This window comes from Vibrio galatheae (genome assembly GCF_000967545.1).
GTDB classification, from domain to species: domain Bacteria; phylum Pseudomonadota; class Gammaproteobacteria; order Enterobacterales; family Vibrionaceae; genus Vibrio; species Vibrio galatheae.
In genome coordinates this window covers 193,751-210,549 of record NZ_JXXV01000012.1, presented here as the reverse complement: position 1 = coordinate 210,549, position 16,799 = coordinate 193,751, and the positions used below count along the sequence as shown (strand labels likewise).

Below are 16,799 nucleotides of genomic sequence, written 5' to 3'. Positions count from 1 at the left end.
TGTCTTATAGGTAGTATCGACCACCGATTGTCCACTTGTCATCAGTGCTGCGATCATTAGCGTCATTTAGGTCAAATTGGTAACCCGCGAAACCAACAAAGTTTGGTGCAAAGTTGTATTCAACTTGTAGCGCCATCTCTTCACGTGCAGTTTCTTCTGCTGAAGATGCTTTGAACTCTTTACCTTCCACAACTTCATAGTTGATGCTGAAGTTTAGGCTGTTTTCTAGTGCGTAAGCCGCTAGCAATTCGTAAGCATCGCTTTCTTGAAGAGTGACGCCTGAACGTAGACCCGCGTTCATGTTTTCGTTAGCCGCGTAAATACCAGCTAGGTACAGACCTTTACCGTATGAACCGTAAGCAACAGATACTAGATCAGATTTTGCTGTATCTTTAGCCCCACCTTCCGAGAAGTCACCAGTGTTGTGCGTGTAGCCAAGTGTTACACCTGCGATCGAATAAGTTAGTGCAACTTGAAGACGGTCGTCGTAATCAACACCAGAAACGACGCTGTTTTCTTCAGTCGTCTTGTCGTTCGCACCTTGCCAACCTAGACCAAAGTTAAATTCACCTGCTGAAGCAAAATCGAAACCGTTGCGGTAAGACACCATTTTATCTGCGCGGCCAGTACCTAATGCGCCGTGGTTGTCATATAAGAAATCGTTGGCAAATGCGATGGGCATATCCGTTGCGCCCGCCACATCATAGTATGGAGCCCACTGAGTACCGATTACCGCGCGGCCTGCTGTTTCATGAGTAAGGCCAACATAACCTAGACGAGTCGTAAATGTGTCATCACCACCGTCTAGGTAGTTGATAGCCCATTCGCCGCGAGCATCTACAACAACGCCGTTACCTAGGTCTTGTGTAGCAGTGAAGTTGATGCGTGGAGAGTTAGAACCAACATCTGTATCGCCCTGCTCAGAGCCGTTTACGTTTACAGAAACGTGACCGCCCATAGAAAATGTAGTGCCGTCATTGTTGTATAGCTCAACAGCAACAGAAGAAGCAGAAACAGAAGCGATAGCAACAGCTAAAATCGTTTTTTTCATTGTAAAGTCCATATTATTGGTTTGTTTGCCCAACGGGTCGGGCATTAGGGGCTCGTACTAAGTCGATGAAGAGACTGTAAATTGAAAGTTCCAACATTTGGAATAAAACAAAATAAAATAATAAAACCGGGTTAATTTGTTTATGTATCAATGATTTGATGTTTTCTGTTTGGCTTGAATTTAGTTTTTTTTTATTTTGTCTAATTGGTTGATATTTGTTGGCTGAATTTATGCCTAGGATTAGATTGAATTGTTGGTGTGCAACTGTGCTTTAAGTACGTGCTTAGGAATCGGTTACGTGGGTCGTATATCAACGCTTAAGTGAGTGTATAAATCTATTTACATTGGTTTTGTCAGGTACTTTCAGCACAAGGGTGCTGTGAATTTGTCAGCAAAGCCATAGATGGAGGTATTTAACTAAGGGCACATAAAAGAGCTCCTTGGTGATGGGTATAAAAGCAGGCGTTAATTTTCGAATAAAGTGACGTTCGGATTAGCCTTATTCTTGGACCTAGGTCATTTCGTTACCGAATGCATCACGCGCTTTCCAACCCTTTTGATTGTATCTTAGCGACTCCCAACCATTCTGTGTTTACAAATCTAGCAATATAAAGGCGAAAGAGTAGGGTGACTATTTATTGCCCATTCGTTGATAATGCTGGGCTAATAAATAGCTCAGTCGGTTGAAATATGCGCTATTTATTAGGCTGATAAATGACCGGCTATTAATTTTTTTGTACGAAAAAAATCCACATTTGCGATGGATCAACAAAAGTTTGTTTGATTTGTTGAGTGATGCTAAATAAAGTTGAATTATTAAAAAAATATTGAATAATGACTTTAATAACAAATACAGAAGCTTTGTGCTTCAATTTTACGCTCTGAAACAGGAATACATCCATGTCGAACTCGTTTGTGCTAGTCATCAACTCTGGTAGCTCTTCGTTAAAGTTTGCTGTAATTGACTCTAAGTCAGGTGAGGCTTTAGTCAGCGGTCTAGGCGAATGCTTTGGTTTACCAGAAGCGGTGATCAGCTGGAAATATGAGGGTGAGAAAACGGAAGAGGCAGTTGACGCGCCGGACAATCATCATCAGTACGCTATCAATCGAATCGTTTCGTTAATGGATACGCTTGGTTTCACTAAAGATCTAGTTGCTGTGGGTCACCGTATCGTACATGGCGGGGAAAAATTCACGTCGACAGTTCGTATTGATGACGAAGTATTAGCTGAAATTGAAAGTCTGTCTGATCTGGCTCCGCTCCACAACCCAGCAGGCGCAAAAGGCATTGAAGCAGCGATGCAAGCCTTTCCAAGACTTCCTCAGTTTGCAGTTTTTGATACGGCTTTCCACCAAACCATGCCACAAAAGGCATTTACGGGTGCTATCTCAAATGAGCTGTATAAAGAATATGGTATCCGCCGATACGGTTTCCACGGCACTAGCCACTATTATGTGAGTCGCGAAGCCGCCAAGATGCTCAACAAATCAATTGATGAATCTAACTTCATCTCTGTTCACTTAGGTAATGGCGCGTCAGTTTGTGCGATAGAAAACGGTAAGTCAGTTGATACTTCAATGGGCTTTACGCCTCTTGCTGGCCTAATGATGGGGACGCGCTCTGGAGACTTAGATCCTGGTGTGATTGAATTCCTAATTAAGAAAGGTTGGTCAACAGAGAAAGTTTTTGAAACCTTGAATAAGAAATCAGGCTTTTTGGGTGTTTCCGGGCTTACTTCTGACGCGCGCGGCATTCTTGAAGCAATGGCAGAAGGACACGAGGGTGCTAAGCTAGCATTCGAAGTATTTACTTATCGAGTTGCGAAGTACATTGGTTCGTACATGATCCCACTAAGTCACCTCGACGCAGTGATCTTCACTGGTGGTATTGGCGAGAACTCACTCGATATCCGCCGTGAGATCCTAAATAATCTGAAACTGCTAGGCTTTGTTGAAGACGAGGCAGGAAATCAAGCGGCTCGCTTTGGTAAAGCAGGCATTATCGCTAAGTCGGGACTACTTGGCGCAGTTGCGATGGTAATTCCAACTAATGAAGAATTCGTGATCGCCCAACAATCGGTCGAGTTGCTGTAATTTAACGTAAAAACAGACAGTTAAAAGCGAGCGTTATGCTCGCTTTTTTGGTTCTTTTTCGCCACGTTCAACTAACTGAATAATTTTCAATTCATTCGGGTTATATAGGTTTGCTCGTCATTCACAAACGCGACAAAACCACCGTGATAGATAAACACTCGACCACGTCCCTCAACTATGCAGGCAAGCTGTGGGTTCAAATCTTCTTCGTTATCTTGGCTTTGAAATGTGCCAGTATCAGTGATGACACCGCTCAGTTTAGGCAAATATCCGTAACTGCGCTTGGCTTGCTCAATAAGGCTCAATTCGTTGGCGATAGAGAAGCAAGCGGGAATAGATCCGGCTTCTTCAATAAATAGAGGTTTCAGTTCTTCAAAGGCGGTAATCACCAGCCAGTCAATGCCGTTTACATGATGGATAAACATAGAGTTTCTCAGTAGTACTTATCCGGATATGTTATCACTACTAGGGGAGAACTTAGTAGGCATTTGCTTGCTAGAGATGGCAGTTCTGTGCCACTTCCGTATGTTATTTAGGCAAGATCGAAACACGGAAATGCCCCAAACCGCGTTAGAGTAATACTCCATAACATTTCGATGACGCACTCTTTGACTAAATTGGCTTAATGTTTTGGTAATGATAAAAGTGGTGACGATACTAGTGGTTTTCAGTCCATTCTGATGAGACATTATGGCCTATTGAGAGTAACTTTAATCCTAGCAATGTATCGAGTGAAACAGTTGTTAAGTGGGAAATTAAGCCTGAGAAACTACAACGCTCAAGTTGACGAGACTTACGCTATGATCAAAGCGCTGAATAAACTTACAGGGTTCGGTATGCCAGAAATTCAGTATATCGTTTAAGAATCAAACACGATGGGACAGGCATGTCTTATCTCTGAATTAAGCAACAAAGCCAGTTTGAAATGTCAGACTTGATTTGTGTTTGCACGTATTTCATATTAGGAGTAACTCATGAACATCCGTAAACTTCCTTTGGCTATTTGTATTGGTGGCCTTTTTGCATCTTCATTGCTGCTTGCAAAAGAAATTACATTAGACAAAGCGTCACTAACCGGTGATGAACATATCACCACACCGTATGGCGATGTCACTATAAATGACAATTTTATCACCCAAGGTCAAAACACTTTATTAGATGCATTAGACTTTCAACGTGCATCACAAGCCTACATTTGGTCAACACCGGCAGTTTCGTTTAAACAATGGCAAGTCGCGCAAGCAAAAACATTTAATGCCTCTCATTTAGGCGATTTTGTTGTATACAAATCATTAAAAGAAAAACGCGGCATTGTAACGGCCAACCTAACAACACCATACGTTATTAATTTCTTAACCCTTAAAGACGGTGCTGTAAAAGTAAACGTACCAGCGGGAGCAATTGCTGGTATGTTCTTAGATTTGTGGCAAAAACCGGTTGCCGATATTGGCCAAACTGGGCCAGATAAAGGTCAAGGCGGTAGCTATATCATCGTGGGACCAGAAGAAAATATTAATGACTACAAAGGAAAAGCCGATTACATTTTTCAATCACAAACCAATAACATCTTTATTGGTCTTCGCTTAATTGACTCTTCTGCCGAATTTGAAAAGAAAATTGAAAAAGAAATGCAAGTTTATCGCGTTGGCAAGCCTGCGAAATCAGTTCGCTTTATTAAAAATGTAGACAAAGAGTGGTCAGGAACGGCTCCTCGTGGTTTAGAATACTGGCAGTTAATGAGCCAAATCTATCAAGAAGAACCAACCCGTGAGCAAGACAAGGGCATGGCAGCCATGTTAGAGCCGCTTGGTATTGCCAAAGGTGTCAAATTCAACCCAACAGAGCGTCAGGCAAAAATCCTAAAACAAGGGGCTGCAATGGGTGAACTCATGTTACGTAATTTACAAACCAATCCGCGCTTTGCCGAAGTATATTGGCCTTCTACGCAATGGTATAAAAGTTTCGATTTTGATGTACCACAAATCACAGATAAAAAGATTCAGTTAGATGAACGAGCGGTATGGTTTTATGAAGCAGTTACATCATCAGAGGGAATGGTTACGCCGACTCCTGGTCTAGGTCAAGTCTATATGACAACCAAACGTGATAGTAATGGTGAGTTACTGCGCGCTGATAAAACTTATAAATTACACGTACCAAAAGATGTGCCTGTTAAACAGTTCTGGTCTGTCACTTTGTATAGCGAAAATACTCGCCGTCCATACGATAATGGTGGCACTGAGTTAAAAGATGGCACTTTAGGTAGCCGTAGTCCGCAACTGCAATACAATGATGATGGCTCAGTTGACTTATACATTGGTGCCAAAGCACCAAAAGGAAAAGAAAGTAACTACCTTAAAACCATTGGCGATGACGGCTGGTTTATTTATTTCCGCTTATATGCGCCAACAGAACCTTTCTTCGACAAGTCGTTTAAGCTTCCTGACTTTGAGAAAATTGATTAATTATTTTTTGAACAAATTTGTGATTTACGCTTGTGCTACACTTTAGTGGCACAAGTATTGTTAATTACTCACAACACAATCCTACTATTACCAATACTGAAGGATCACGCATGAAAAGTTCAATTATGAAATTCATTGCCACCTCAGCCATGCTACTCACCATTATGATATCTGTCTCGGCTAAAAGCGCAGATGACTTAAGTAAGGTTGCAGAAGAGGCTTATATTTTTGCATACCCAATGCTCTACAATTACCAAACACTTTATACACAAACTCAAGATAGTACGTTTCCAGGTTTTATTGGTGGTTTCAATCGCTACCGTCACTATGCACGACCAGCTACACCAGCCGATACCGACATTGTGACACCAAACAATGACACAACTTACTCATGGGCATGGCTAGATCTCCGCCGTGAACCAATTGTTTTTGAGACGCCGCAATTAGATAAAGATCGCTACAATGTATTCCAATGGGTTGATCTTTATACTTATATTTTTGCCAGCCCAGGCGCAAGACTCAATGGCATGAAGCCTGGTAAATATTTATTTGTTGGCCCACACTGGCAAGGTAACATCCCAGCAGGGTTTGATGAAGTCTTCCGCGCAGAATCTGATTTTATTGGAACATTAACCCGTACAAGTATTGGTGATGCTGACGATATTCCAAAAGTAAGAACCATACAACAAGGCTATCGTTTTACACCTCTTAGTGAGTACACAGCCACTAAGCCACCGGCACCGGTCGCGCAAGTTGCCTTCCCTGCTTGGCATGAATCGCTAGCTAAAACCCCAGCTTTCATTACGTATGTAAACTTCTTATTAGATCATATTAAACCACACTCAGATGATGCCAAAGCAATGAAACTTTTTGCAGCCATCGGTATCGGTGCAGGTAAACCTTTTAACCCATCCGCCCTTGATAAAGATACCGCAGCTAAAATTCAAGCGGGTATCGATGCTGCGTTAGCAAAACTGACAACGCGTACCGCATCAAATGAAGATAACATCGGTCTTTTTGGTCCTAGAGAATACTTAAAAGATGATTATGAATCTCGCGCTGTTGGTGCCATGATTGGACTTTATGGCCAAAATGAATCAGAAGCTGTTTATTTTTCATACCAAAAAGATTCACAAGGTAAGCCATTGGATGGTAATAAAATCTACCAACTAAAATTTGAGCAAGCTCCGCCTGTTTCATTATTTTGGTCGTTGACTATGTATAACCTGCCACAGCGCTTGTTGGTAGATAACAGCATTGACCGTTACTCAATTGGTGATCGCACTAAAGGTTTGATCACGAATAATGATGGTAGTATCACCATCACATTAAGCTCTAAAAACCCAGGTAAGGACAAAAACTGGTTGCCAACACCAAAAGGTCCTTTTTTTATGGTTATGCGTATGTACGGCCCTGAAGAGTCTATTTTAAATAAAACTTGGCCACGCCCTGTACCAACTTTAGTAAAGTAATTTATAGTTAAACTACTATTTTTGGCTAGGTGATTCTTGACCACCTCGGCTTTGTTGAGTAATTCGGTCAGAAACCCAAATTGCCTGAAATTGAGTGAACCTATACAACACACTGAGTTTCAGGCATGCCAGGCCCTGTAAGTTTGTTCATCGCTTTAATCATATCGTAACTTTCACCAACCTGAGCATTGTAGCTTCTCAGGCTTAACCGTCCACCTAACAACTGCTTCACTCAATACATTGCTGTCTCTGATAGTGAAAGTTTATGATAGCCATACCGCTTTTTCCACTTATTGTCGGTCTGGCAACCTATCGATAAATTCCTAGGGTGTAGTGGGTAAGTTGATTTAGCCAATCGACATGAGGTTTTGTAATACCTCAAATTATCCATCAAATTCTAACTTAGCAAAATCACTGACTCAGTTCTGTCCATCTTCGAGCTAGCTGATGTGGCTAGCTCACATCTGCCTAGTTATGAATTTGGTTAAAGGTCTTTTTTTCACTGAGTCTCAGCATTTTCCTTATTTAAAGAATTACTGTTTGGCTTTGAGAAGTTCGCGCTTTTCGATTAAAAAATCCATTAAGACGCGGATTTTTTTAGGCATGTGCTCTCGCGAGGGTATGTACAAATAAAACCCCGGAAACTCTTTACACCAAGGCGCTAGAACTCGGGTTAATTTTCCTTCGCTGATATGTTTTTCTACCCACAAATCAATATGCTTCACTAAACCGACACCCTGTATTGCTGCCTGTAACATACTGTGGTCATCATTAAAAACGGCATTACCTTTAGGCTCGAAGACCACTGTGGGCTTTTCGACATCAGGAGATGTGAGCGACCAATGATCGATTGTTCCGCTAGAGGTAAAGCGATAAGCAAGACAGTTGTGTGTTTCTAAATCCTCAGGAGCTTGAGGCACCCCATTTCGCTTAAAGTACGCAGGAGAACCAACGATTGCATTGGTTAATGGTGGAGTAATGGGAACAGCAACCATGTGTTCATCCAAACTGATTCCTAAGCGAATGCCAGCATCAACGCCTTCAGCAACAATATTAGAAAATCCGTCCTCCATTATTGGCTCTAAGCGTATTTTAGGGTAGAGGGAGAGAAATTCACCGAGGTGAGGCTCGATAAGTAGCCGAGCTGCGGTTCTCGATACGCTGATTCGAATTAACCCCGAAGGCTCGGCATGAGAGTCGTTTAGCTCATTAACGACTTGCTCAATACTCATCAATGAAGGCTGTAAAATATCAAGCAGACGCTGACCTTCTTCAGTCAGTGACATACTTCTGGTTGTACGATTGATTAACCGAACTTGTAGCTGCTGCTCTAAGGCTTTCAGGTGTTGTGATAAGGCAGCACGGGTTATCCCCATTTCTATGGCTGCTTTAGTGAAACTACGATGGCGAGCAATATGTGCAAACCATGTCAGTGATGAGAGTAAAGAAGGTTCTATTCGCATTTGTTAAGTATAACTAAACAGTCATGTAGGTGAAACGATATTTATTCGAAACAGTCTGGTCGCTAATATTATCTCGAAGCTTAGGTCAGCCTGAGATGAACAGTTAACCTCTATTGGAGAATGTCGTTATGTCTAAAGTCACTTTCAAAAATCTAAATGGTCAAGGTATTGAGATTTCCGCGGTTATCAATTTCCCTACAGATTTTGATGCAAGTAAACAATATGCAGCCGTTGTTGTTTCTCACCCTGGTGGTGGAGTGAAAGAGCAAACAGCTGGCCTATACGCGAGTAAATTAGCGCAAAACGGCCTGATCGCTATTGCTTTTGACCGTTCATATCAAGGCGAAAGCACGGGCCAACCTCGTCAAATGGAAAACCCTTATACAAGCACGGAAGATGTGAGCGCAGTCGTAGACTATCTAACAACATTAAATTATGTCGACAACTACAAAATTGGTGCGATGGGGATTTGTGCCGGCGCGGGCTACAGTGCAAACGCTGCGATTAATGACCGTCGTATTAAGGCGCTGGGTATGGTCAGCGCAGTAAATATCGGCCAGATGTTCCGTAATGGTTGGGATAATTCGGTTAACGATGCTGATGCCCTTGGTTACTTAGATTTTGGTTCGAATGCTCGGACAACAGACGCTAATGGCTCTGAATACGCAATCATTCCTCTAGCTCCGATGCGTGAAGAAGATGCACCAAACGCAGAACTCCGCGAAGCATGGGAGTATTACCACACACCACGTTGTGAACATCCAAATGCTCCGGGTTTTGCTCTAACCCGTAACTTAAACCAGATCATTACTTACGATGCCTACCATAAAGCGGAAGCATTCTTAACCCAGCCAATCCTTGCTGTCGTCGGTAGTGGCGCAGGTAGCAAGTGGATGAGTGATGATTTATTGGATCGTGCAACGAGTACTGACAAAACCTTGTATGTCATTGATGGCGCAAACCATATGTCGCTTTATGATGTTGCAGAATACGTCGATGATGCAGTATCCAAACTCGCCTCTTTCTTCCAACGCACTCTGTAATATTCGTCAATGAAAGGCCCGATTGAATTTTTGAGCGTGTGTGTAAAGACTACAATGTTTCAGGTTTGTTGAGTACAGCGATCAAACTCGTCTCTGTTTAAAGCTTTAGTGACCGTTATTGAAAATTAAATATTAGACGTTCTTATATTAATAACGCATCAGAGACGATAGCAATTTTATTCTATTAATCCATAAGGTTATTGTTGAATAATATTTTCTGGATAGGGAGTGATGTAGTGGTTATTACTGACACCTAATTTATCATTTTAACAATATTTCTGATGGTATTATAAATAAGGGTAAATATGAAAAAGAATGTCGCTTATATTCTCGTTGCTCTAGTGGCTGCACAAATGTCCACTATGGTGCAAGCTAAAACTTATCAACCTTATGTCGGGGTAAGTTTGCCATATTCGGGGTTTGTTCTTGATAGTGAAAATACGGCCGAGCAAGATAATACCAAGGTTTCCGGAGGGTTGCTCTTTGGGATTAAATATCTAACCAAGAGTGGGGTGTTTTTTGGCGCGGAAGCATTTTATAACGACACTTCTGGAAGTTATAGCTACGGTAACAACAGCACTATTGAGGTAGAGTCACAATATGGGATTAACGGACACGTAGGCTATGATTGGGGCTGGGGAGGCTCGGCGTACCTTATTACCGGGCTTGCGAACTTAGAATATGGTTTAACTGACGGTCAAGAACACTTTGAACAGCAAGACTTAAGTGTTCTCTATGGTGCTGGTGCAGGTTACCACTTCAGTGACCAATTATATTCAAATATTGAAATTAGTTTTTCTGGTGACAACGCCACTTTTGCTGATGAAAAATATTCGACCTCTTTGATAGTGTTACGTTTAGGTTTGATTTATTGTTTTTGATTTCGATGTTATTTATTTAAAATCATAATTAAAATTATTTTATTTTTGGCATTATCTATATAACGTACGATTGCGTAATTAAGGAGGTAAAGTGTCAAATGATCATCTTTTTGTAATGGCAAAAATCACTCCCCACATAGAATACTTTGAGTGCGCCAAAAATGAGTTATTTGGAATGCTTAGCGCCACAAGGGATGAGGTTGGGTGCATCCAATTTGAACTGCATGTATCAGAGTGTGGTCGATACATTTATCTGTACGAAGAATGGGTGAACCAAAAGGCGTTAGAAAATCATCACCAAGAGAAACATACTCAAGCTGTTGCGAATAAGCTGAAAGATTGGCTAGCCGTTCCCACACAAGTGTCACGAATGAGCAAGCGTTAATCTTATGCTTACAGCGAAAAGTTTGATTGCTAAAAAGCGAGCCCGAGTAGCTCGCTTTTTGCATTGTTGGTCACAATGTTAGTGCGTATATGCACCCGGTTTGTTCAGTATTCTATATGGACTTTTCTTAACTATCTGTTTTTATTGTATTTATATTTTGGCATAAATCCTGAGTAGCAGTAAGAGTGATTTACAATACCAAGGAGTATGCAATGGATATCTTACTGTTGGCTACCTTAATCTTCGCTGTAATTTACTATCTAAAACAAGAAGACGACACGATTGGCTACGAGTTCAATAACCTTGTCCAGTTAAGACGAATACTTCAGCTATCCATAAAACATCGTAACGTTACCCACGCCGCGTTAACCAGAGGTTGCATCGAAGCGCATAAAAATGAACTTGCACAAATTCAGGTTCAATTACGTGAATTATCCGAATCGAACATTGCAAATTTGCCGCTAGGTGAACGGCCTATACATCGAATTTTTCAAGCTAAGTTAGAGGGGATGCATAACGGTTGGCAACATCGTCAAACAAATCGTAATCATGTGATTCATGGACAAACAATACGTCAATGTATGTACTTGATTGATGAAACGACGCAAGCACTGATAGCTAAAACGGATAATAGTGAGCTAGGCGATCGCTACCATCAAAAGTGGCAAAGGGTTTTTGATAGCATGGAAGCGCTCACCGAACTTAGGCTTTGTGTTTTGGACGTTCAATCAAATAAAGGAATGCCGCGCGTTAAACGGTGTTGTGATAAAACGTCTCGTAAGCTTGAGCAGCTAGCGACAATGGTTCCCAAGGCTTTATCAACGCCTTACACTTCGGCTGTAATAGATAAACTGGCGCAGATAGCCAGTTGTGACGATCTGAACGTGGGTGAACAAGAGTTGTATGATTTAACTACAGATATCTCTTTTGTCATCATCCAGGGCTACGATCAGATACTGTATGACGTGACCAATCAACTTTGTCGGCCAATACCTAGAATGTGGTTAGTTTAATTGTCAGCTCACGTGAGTGGAGATAAGTGTTCCTTTGCATCGTTGATTTCTGTAAGTAAGGTAATCATAGACGTACCATTGTTTGAGCCGATCGTATATTGAGGTCGGCGACATCACCAAGAATTCCGTATCTATTTCATCGGTATTTACACGGCCCACTAAAGCACCGACATTGTGTATTAAAACATCGATGCCATTATTTTGTGCGACGAAATCGTCAACGAACTTTTACATGCAGAATCGTTGGAAAAATCGACTTGATGAAAACTTGCGCTACCACCTAGGGCTTCAATCTGCTCAATTGTTAAAGCCTATATCTGCATGGTGGCGATATCAGGTTAGCTTGCAATGAGCTCCTGCTTGCACAAGGTATTTAGCGGTCGCAAGACCAATACCAACGGTTTAGCCAGGCATTATTAGTCTTCAGTATACCAAATCTGGACATTGCTAGGCGCCTAGCTTATATTTTGCTAGGTACCTAGGAGGTTATATGTCGGACTATGAAAAAAGCCTTGGGCATTGGATAAAGAGGTTTTATTTACTCACCACCCAAGCAATGGAATCAGAATTGACGAAATATGGGCTAGGTCGCACACAATGGTACATCCTCTACCATATTGCGGAGGTCGGAACGCTAGCACAACGAGAGTTGCAAACGATTCTTAATGTGGAATCAGCGACACTGACCCCGTTAGTGGCAGCATTAGTGAAAAAGGGGTGGGTCATCCAGTATCCGTCAGTTAGCGATCGCAGAAGTAAAGTCTTGGAACTCACGAAGGAGGGCGTAAGCCATTTTAGCTCGATTCCCAACCCAATAATTAATATTCGCAGCAAAGCAATGGCTGGCCTAGATACAGTTCAAATAGAAAATGCCAGAAAGGTCATTGAGCAAGCCGTTAAAAATTTGGAGAAGTAAATGCAACCTAAACTTGGAAATAAACTCATTGGTCGGATTGGGTATGGTGCTATGCGGCTTCCCGGCCTGAGGGGGAATACAGCCGATCCTCAACGCGCACATGACTTATTGCTCGAATCACAAAAGCTGGGAATTAACTTGATCGCTAGCGCTTTTTTCTATGGTGATGGCTTAGCAAATAAACTGATTGCAGAGTCATTACACCCGTATTCAGATCAAATCATCATCTCGACGAAAGTGGGTGTCAAAATTGGTCAAGGTGGAAGGCCAGAAGTTGCAGCAAAAGCGGACGAAATAAAAACAAGCATTGACGACAATTTGAAGAGCTTAAAAGTGACTTCACTCGATTTGGTGTTCTTACGTTTACCTGGTGGGCCTTTACGCGATGAAGGAATACCGATGGAAGAGTCTTTGCAGTGTTTGGCCAAGCTAAAGGCAGAGGGAATCATAAAACATATTGGACTAAGCTGTGCCTCGTTGGAACAATTGAAAGCTGCCCAAAAAATTGTCGCCATTGATGCGGTACAGAACGCCATGTTTGTTGGCAACCTTAGCTCGCTTGATGTGGTTAAGTATTGTGATGAAAATCAGATCCCATTTTTCGCTTATTTTCCACTAGGTATGGGGAAACTCATTGATGAAAAAGTCGATTTAACGCCAATAGCAGAAGCGAATGGAGTGACCAAAGCGCAAATTGCGTTGGCTTGGTTGCTGTCTTTGTCGGCGATGGTTATACCCATTCCAGGAACCTCAAATGTTTCACACCTAAAGGAAAATGTCTCAGCACTAGACATTCAGCTTGATAAGGAGGTTGTTGAAAGTCTTATGGGTATTTTGTAAAGGCTATGTACACAGCGATCTAGCGTATTAATAAAAATAGAAAAGAACAAATGCTGGGAACTAAGCCCAGCATTTGGAGCACGGATTTACCTAATTTTTCGAACCGTAAATCAGTGCTTAGAGGTATATAAACCGAGTTGCTCGGCGTGGGTTAAATACTAGCGGTATTAACGCTTTTCGGCTATCCAGAGGCGCTTTCACGTTGTAGTGCAAGGTGTATAAAATTCTATACATATACAAGTATTTTAGTTAGTCAGCAGCTTTAGAGCCTAAAATTATACTAATGACTAATATTTAATCGTTTTATAAATGTATTATCTGCTCTTTGTTTTTCTGTGTAGTTTATCTCTCCATGGTTTCTGCCTTTTTGTTGTTAACTGTCCTGCTTTTAATTTACACTCTTTGATCTCAGATCCCGTTGGCATAGTACAAGCTTGACATGAAAGGATGCGCTGATTTTGCTTCGAACCCAAAATGAGCAGCCCTGTCAATCTGGCTTTGTCCGGAGATGAGTCCCTATCGCTCACACGCCTAAACGTAGTGTCATCTGTAGTTGACGGGTGTCTTGCTAAGTAAAATGGCTGTGAAAGTAGGGTTTTCTATCTATTGCTCAACGACTTATGACGCAATAGTTCTCAACTTACGGATTAAATGTAGAGGTATTAACCGTGAACTTAAAATTATTCGGCAGCTCCCTGATCGTCGCAGGCACTGCCTTGGGCGCAGGCATGCTTGCAATACCCATGGTATTGGCGCAATTCGGTCTTTTGTGGGGTACGATTTTCATGTTGTTCATCTGGGCTGGAACGACTTACGCAGCGCTTCTTTTGCTTGAAGCCAGTTGTAAAGTTGGTGGAGGCGCGAGCATGAACGCCATTGCCCGCGAAACCCTTGGTAAAGGGGGCCAATTTGTTACCAATGGCCTTATGTATGCATTGCTGGTATGTTTGCTTATGGCTTATATCATTGGTGCTGGTGATTTGGTACAAAAGGTATTAAGTGCAGTTGGTTTTGAACTATCAAATAGTACGAGTCAAATCGGTTTTACCGTACTGGTAGGCATACTCGTTTCGGCGGGTACAGGAGCCGTAGACAAGCTCAACCGAGTGCTATTTACAGGTATGATTCTCTCCTTGATTTTCACGTTATTTGCACTCACACCAAATGTATCCTTTGACGGTTTGGCAGATGTTGTCAACAAGGATAAGGTCGAGTTAATAAAGACCAGCTCGGTTCTATTTACGAGCTTCGGCTTTATGGTTGTTATCCCGTCTTTAGTCACGTACAACAAACAAGCTAGTAAGACTCAACTGCGCAATATGATTGTTGTTGGTTCAACGATTCCTCTGGTGTGCTATCTACTTTGGCTGTTCGCAGTGGTTGGCAATTTGTCCGCGCAGCAGCTTGTCCAGTTCGCCAATGTATCTGAATTGATTTCGGTACTGAGCCAACAATATCGTGGTCTCGAATTTATTCTTTCATTGTTTACAGGTCTTGCTTTGCTAACATCCTTTTTGGGTGTTGCAATGGCGTTGTACGATCAAAACTCAGATCTGCTTAAAGCCAATAAGCCTGCAGTGTATGTCACGACGTTCATTCTTCCTTTGCTTGGTGCGCTGTTTGCAGCAGAGCACTTTTTAGCAATTCTCGGTTACGCCGGATTTATTCTCGTCTTCCTTGCTGTGTTTGTTCCGATCTCAATGACGCTCAAAGTACGCCGCGAACCTGTGGTTGACAACGGCGTCTATCAAGCGGGTGGTGGCACGATGGGGGTGAGCATGATCTTTTTATTCGGTTGCTTCTTACTCTACGCCCAAGTGGTGTAAGGGGTGAGAATTGTCTAGTGAACATCCCTCTATGATCAAGTGGGTGGTAACTTTCTCACTCGATTCAGCTGTTAAGTAATAGAAAGCGAGTCGTATTGGCTCGCTTTTTTGTCTAACTCAAAGCATTCGACATACCTAGCTAAGCAAGTTAGAGAGTGGACTTTTCACACCATTTGCCCCTCTATCGATAATATGGGTATAGATTTGAGTGGTCTTTACATCTGAATGACCAAGCTGTTCCTGAACTGTCCGAATGTCTGCGCCACTCTCAAGTAAATGAGTAGCAAAAGAGTGTCTCAACGTGTGGCACGAAATGTCTTTGTCGATTTCGGCTTGACGAGCAACATCCTTAATGTGTTTTTGCAGTGATGTGTGATGAATATGATGTCGCCGGACACTTTGATTACGTGGATCGGATGATAATCGGTCTGACGGGAATAGGTACTGCCAATTGTAAGTGATTCCCGCATTTGGATATTTCCGTGAAAGTGCTTCAGGGATGTAGCAACCAGAGAACGCTTTGTTTGACATATCCTGTTTAAAAAATTCGGATGAAATCCGTTGCTGAAGCTTGATGGCTGAAAACAGTTCTGGAGCCAATGTCACAATGCGATTTTTGCCGCCTTTACCTTGCCAAATACGCAGTGATTTATATTCGAAATCAATATCATGAATTCTAAGCCGCACACACTCCATTAGCCTAAGTCCAGAACCATACATCAATTGGAAAGGCAGTTTATATTTTGGTGCACATTGGGAAAGTAACCTACGTACTTCTGCTTGAGTCAGAACTGTTGGCAGCTTGCGTGAGCGGTTCGAGCGTCTAAATTGCATATCGAGATCAACCGGTTGCTGTATGATCTCTTTGTATAAAAATACCAATGCGTTTAATGCAAGACTTTGCGTTTTTTGTGCAATGCCATTATTGGCAACCAAGTGAGTAAGGAAATCTTCGACGTCCTTGGTACCTAAATCATTAGGGTGTTGTTTATTATGAAAAAGGATGTACTGATGTATCCAATACAAATAGGCGTCTACAGTTCGAAGCGCGTAATTTCTGCCAAGCATATATTCGCGAATGTAGCTGAGAAACGGAGAGCTTTTCATAGTCACAATACCTGATCGTTTATACATACCTCCCAGTTTGGCAGAGCGTACTACTCTGTACAGCAGACATCGGCAAATTGCGTGTATGCTTATATTTGGTGCTACTTAAGTAACGGCTAGCTTGCATAAATTTGCGCAGGTGAGCGCTTGTTTTGGCATATCGAGCGAGCAAAATGGCTTTTAGCACGGTTGGTATGCTGTTAGCTTGGGTTCTGCTACTATCTAGGTTTTTGCATATAAGTA

The 16,799-nt window shown here is 42.0% G+C and carries 14 protein-coding genes and 2 pseudogenes; 11 read left to right on the top strand and 5 right to left on the bottom strand.

Annotation, left to right across the window (positions count from 1 at the left end; all coding sequences use genetic code 11):
• Positions 1-4: 4 nt before the first annotated feature.
• Complete coding sequence (locus tag TW81_RS06630; RefSeq protein WP_045954959.1) at positions 5-1,051, bottom strand: porin; 1,047 nt, start codon at positions 1,049-1,051, stop codon at positions 5-7.
• A 900-nt stretch (positions 1,052-1,951) separates the two neighbouring features.
• Here TW81_RS06630 and TW81_RS06625 point away from each other — a divergent pair.
• The gene (locus tag TW81_RS06625) at positions 1,952-3,145 is read left to right on the top strand and encodes an acetate/propionate family kinase (protein ID WP_045954913.1); all 1,194 of its coding nucleotides are present in this window, start codon (positions 1,952-1,954) and stop codon (positions 3,143-3,145) included.
• An 86-nt stretch (positions 3,146-3,231) separates the two neighbouring features.
• On the opposite strand, the gene TW81_RS06620 is transcribed toward TW81_RS06625, so the two are convergent.
• Positions 3,232-3,570, bottom strand: coding sequence for a hypothetical protein (locus tag TW81_RS06620; RefSeq protein WP_045954912.1), 339 nt, complete (start codon positions 3,568-3,570; stop codon positions 3,232-3,234).
• A 294-nt stretch (positions 3,571-3,864) separates the two neighbouring features.
• Between TW81_RS06620 and TW81_RS19015 the strand changes: the two are divergent.
• From TW81_RS19015 to TW81_RS06610, 3 genes and pseudogenes are all read left to right on the top strand, one after another.
• Positions 3,865-4,008 (top strand): annotated as a pseudogene (locus TW81_RS19015) (IS5/IS1182 family transposase); the annotation flags it as partial.
• Positions 4,009-4,119: 111 nt separating this feature from the next.
• Positions 4,120-5,610, top strand: a complete 1,491-nt coding sequence (locus tag TW81_RS06615) for a DUF1254 domain-containing protein (protein ID WP_052706164.1) — start codon at positions 4,120-4,122, stop codon at positions 5,608-5,610.
• A 110-nt stretch (positions 5,611-5,720) separates the two neighbouring features.
• Complete coding sequence (locus tag TW81_RS06610) at positions 5,721-7,082, top strand: DUF1254 domain-containing protein (protein ID WP_052706162.1); 1,362 nt, start codon at positions 5,721-5,723, stop codon at positions 7,080-7,082.
• A 100-nt stretch (positions 7,083-7,182) separates the two neighbouring features.
• Here TW81_RS06610 and TW81_RS19010 read toward each other — a convergent pair.
• Both TW81_RS19010 and TW81_RS06605 read right to left on the bottom strand, forming a co-directional pair.
• A pseudogene (locus tag TW81_RS19010) lies at positions 7,183-7,413 on the bottom strand (IS5/IS1182 family transposase); the annotation flags it as partial.
• A gap of 202 nt (positions 7,414-7,615) precedes the next feature.
• Positions 7,616-8,545 (bottom strand): LysR family transcriptional regulator, encoded by a 930-nt coding sequence (locus TW81_RS06605; RefSeq protein WP_045954911.1) that lies wholly within the window; start codon positions 8,543-8,545, stop codon positions 7,616-7,618.
• Between the two features lie 128 nt (positions 8,546-8,673).
• Here TW81_RS06605 and TW81_RS06600 point away from each other — a divergent pair, with 128 nt between their 5' ends.
• The 7 genes from TW81_RS06600 to TW81_RS06570 all read left to right on the top strand — a co-directional run bounded on the left by TW81_RS06600 (position 8,674) and on the right by TW81_RS06570 (position 15,449).
• Entirely contained in the window at positions 8,674-9,588 is a 915-nt protein-coding gene (locus TW81_RS06600) for an alpha/beta hydrolase (protein WP_045954910.1), read from the top strand.
• Positions 9,589-9,893: 305 nt separating this feature from the next.
• On the top strand, positions 9,894-10,469 hold the full coding sequence (locus TW81_RS06595) for an outer membrane beta-barrel protein (protein WP_045954909.1): 576 nt from the start codon (positions 9,894-9,896) through the stop codon (positions 10,467-10,469).
• A 91-nt stretch (positions 10,470-10,560) separates the two neighbouring features.
• A complete protein-coding gene (locus TW81_RS06590) occupies positions 10,561-10,854 on the top strand; it encodes a putative quinol monooxygenase (RefSeq protein WP_045954908.1) in 294 nt (97 codons plus the stop codon).
• Positions 10,855-11,066: 212 nt separating this feature from the next.
• A complete protein-coding gene (locus TW81_RS06585; RefSeq protein WP_052706160.1) occupies positions 11,067-11,867 on the top strand; it encodes a hypothetical protein in 801 nt (266 codons plus the stop codon).
• 490 nt (positions 11,868-12,357) lie between these two features.
• Positions 12,358-12,783, top strand: coding sequence for a MarR family winged helix-turn-helix transcriptional regulator (locus TW81_RS06580; protein WP_045954907.1), 426 nt, complete (start codon positions 12,358-12,360; stop codon positions 12,781-12,783).
• On the top strand, positions 12,784-13,623 hold the full coding sequence (locus tag TW81_RS06575) for an aldo/keto reductase (protein WP_045954906.1): 840 nt from the start codon (positions 12,784-12,786) through the stop codon (positions 13,621-13,623).
• Positions 13,624-14,291: 668 nt separating this feature from the next.
• Complete coding sequence (locus TW81_RS06570) at positions 14,292-15,449, top strand: amino acid permease (RefSeq protein WP_045954905.1); 1,158 nt, start codon at positions 14,292-14,294, stop codon at positions 15,447-15,449.
• Between the two features lie 135 nt (positions 15,450-15,584).
• Here the strand turns inward: TW81_RS06570 and TW81_RS06565 are convergent, their stop codons facing one another.
• On the bottom strand, positions 15,585-16,556 hold the full coding sequence (locus TW81_RS06565; RefSeq protein WP_045954955.1) for an integron integrase: 972 nt from the start codon (positions 16,554-16,556) through the stop codon (positions 15,585-15,587).
• Positions 16,557-16,799 lie beyond the last annotated feature (243 nt).

Bases quoted from the DNA above. Each gene is read 5' to 3' on its own strand.
- TW81_RS06615 (WP_052706164.1), top strand. From the start codon at position 4,120: ATGAACATCCGTAAACTTCCTTTGGCTATTTGTATTGGTGGCCTTTTT.
- TW81_RS06575 (WP_045954906.1), top strand. From the start codon at position 12,784: ATGCAACCTAAACTTGGAAATAAACTCATTGGTCGGATTGGGTATGGT.
- TW81_RS06620 (WP_045954912.1), bottom strand. From the start codon at position 3,570: ATGTTTATCCATCATGTAAACGGCATTGACTGGCTGGTGATTACCGCC.
- TW81_RS06595 (WP_045954909.1), top strand. From the start codon at position 9,894: ATGAAAAAGAATGTCGCTTATATTCTCGTTGCTCTAGTGGCTGCACAA.
- TW81_RS06580 (WP_045954907.1), top strand. From the start codon at position 12,358: ATGTCGGACTATGAAAAAAGCCTTGGGCATTGGATAAAGAGGTTTTAT.
- TW81_RS06585 (WP_052706160.1), top strand. From the start codon at position 11,067: ATGGATATCTTACTGTTGGCTACCTTAATCTTCGCTGTAATTTACTAT.
- TW81_RS06630 (WP_045954959.1), bottom strand. From the start codon at position 1,051: ATGAAAAAAACGATTTTAGCTGTTGCTATCGCTTCTGTTTCTGCTTCT.
- TW81_RS06605 (WP_045954911.1), bottom strand. From the start codon at position 8,545: ATGCGAATAGAACCTTCTTTACTCTCATCACTGACATGGTTTGCACAT.
- TW81_RS06625 (WP_045954913.1), top strand. From the start codon at position 1,952: ATGTCGAACTCGTTTGTGCTAGTCATCAACTCTGGTAGCTCTTCGTTA.
- TW81_RS06565 (WP_045954955.1), bottom strand. From the start codon at position 16,556: ATGAAAAGCTCTCCGTTTCTCAGCTACATTCGCGAATATATGCTTGGC.
- TW81_RS06610 (WP_052706162.1), top strand. From the start codon at position 5,721: ATGAAAAGTTCAATTATGAAATTCATTGCCACCTCAGCCATGCTACTC.
- TW81_RS06600 (WP_045954910.1), top strand. From the start codon at position 8,674: ATGTCTAAAGTCACTTTCAAAAATCTAAATGGTCAAGGTATTGAGATT.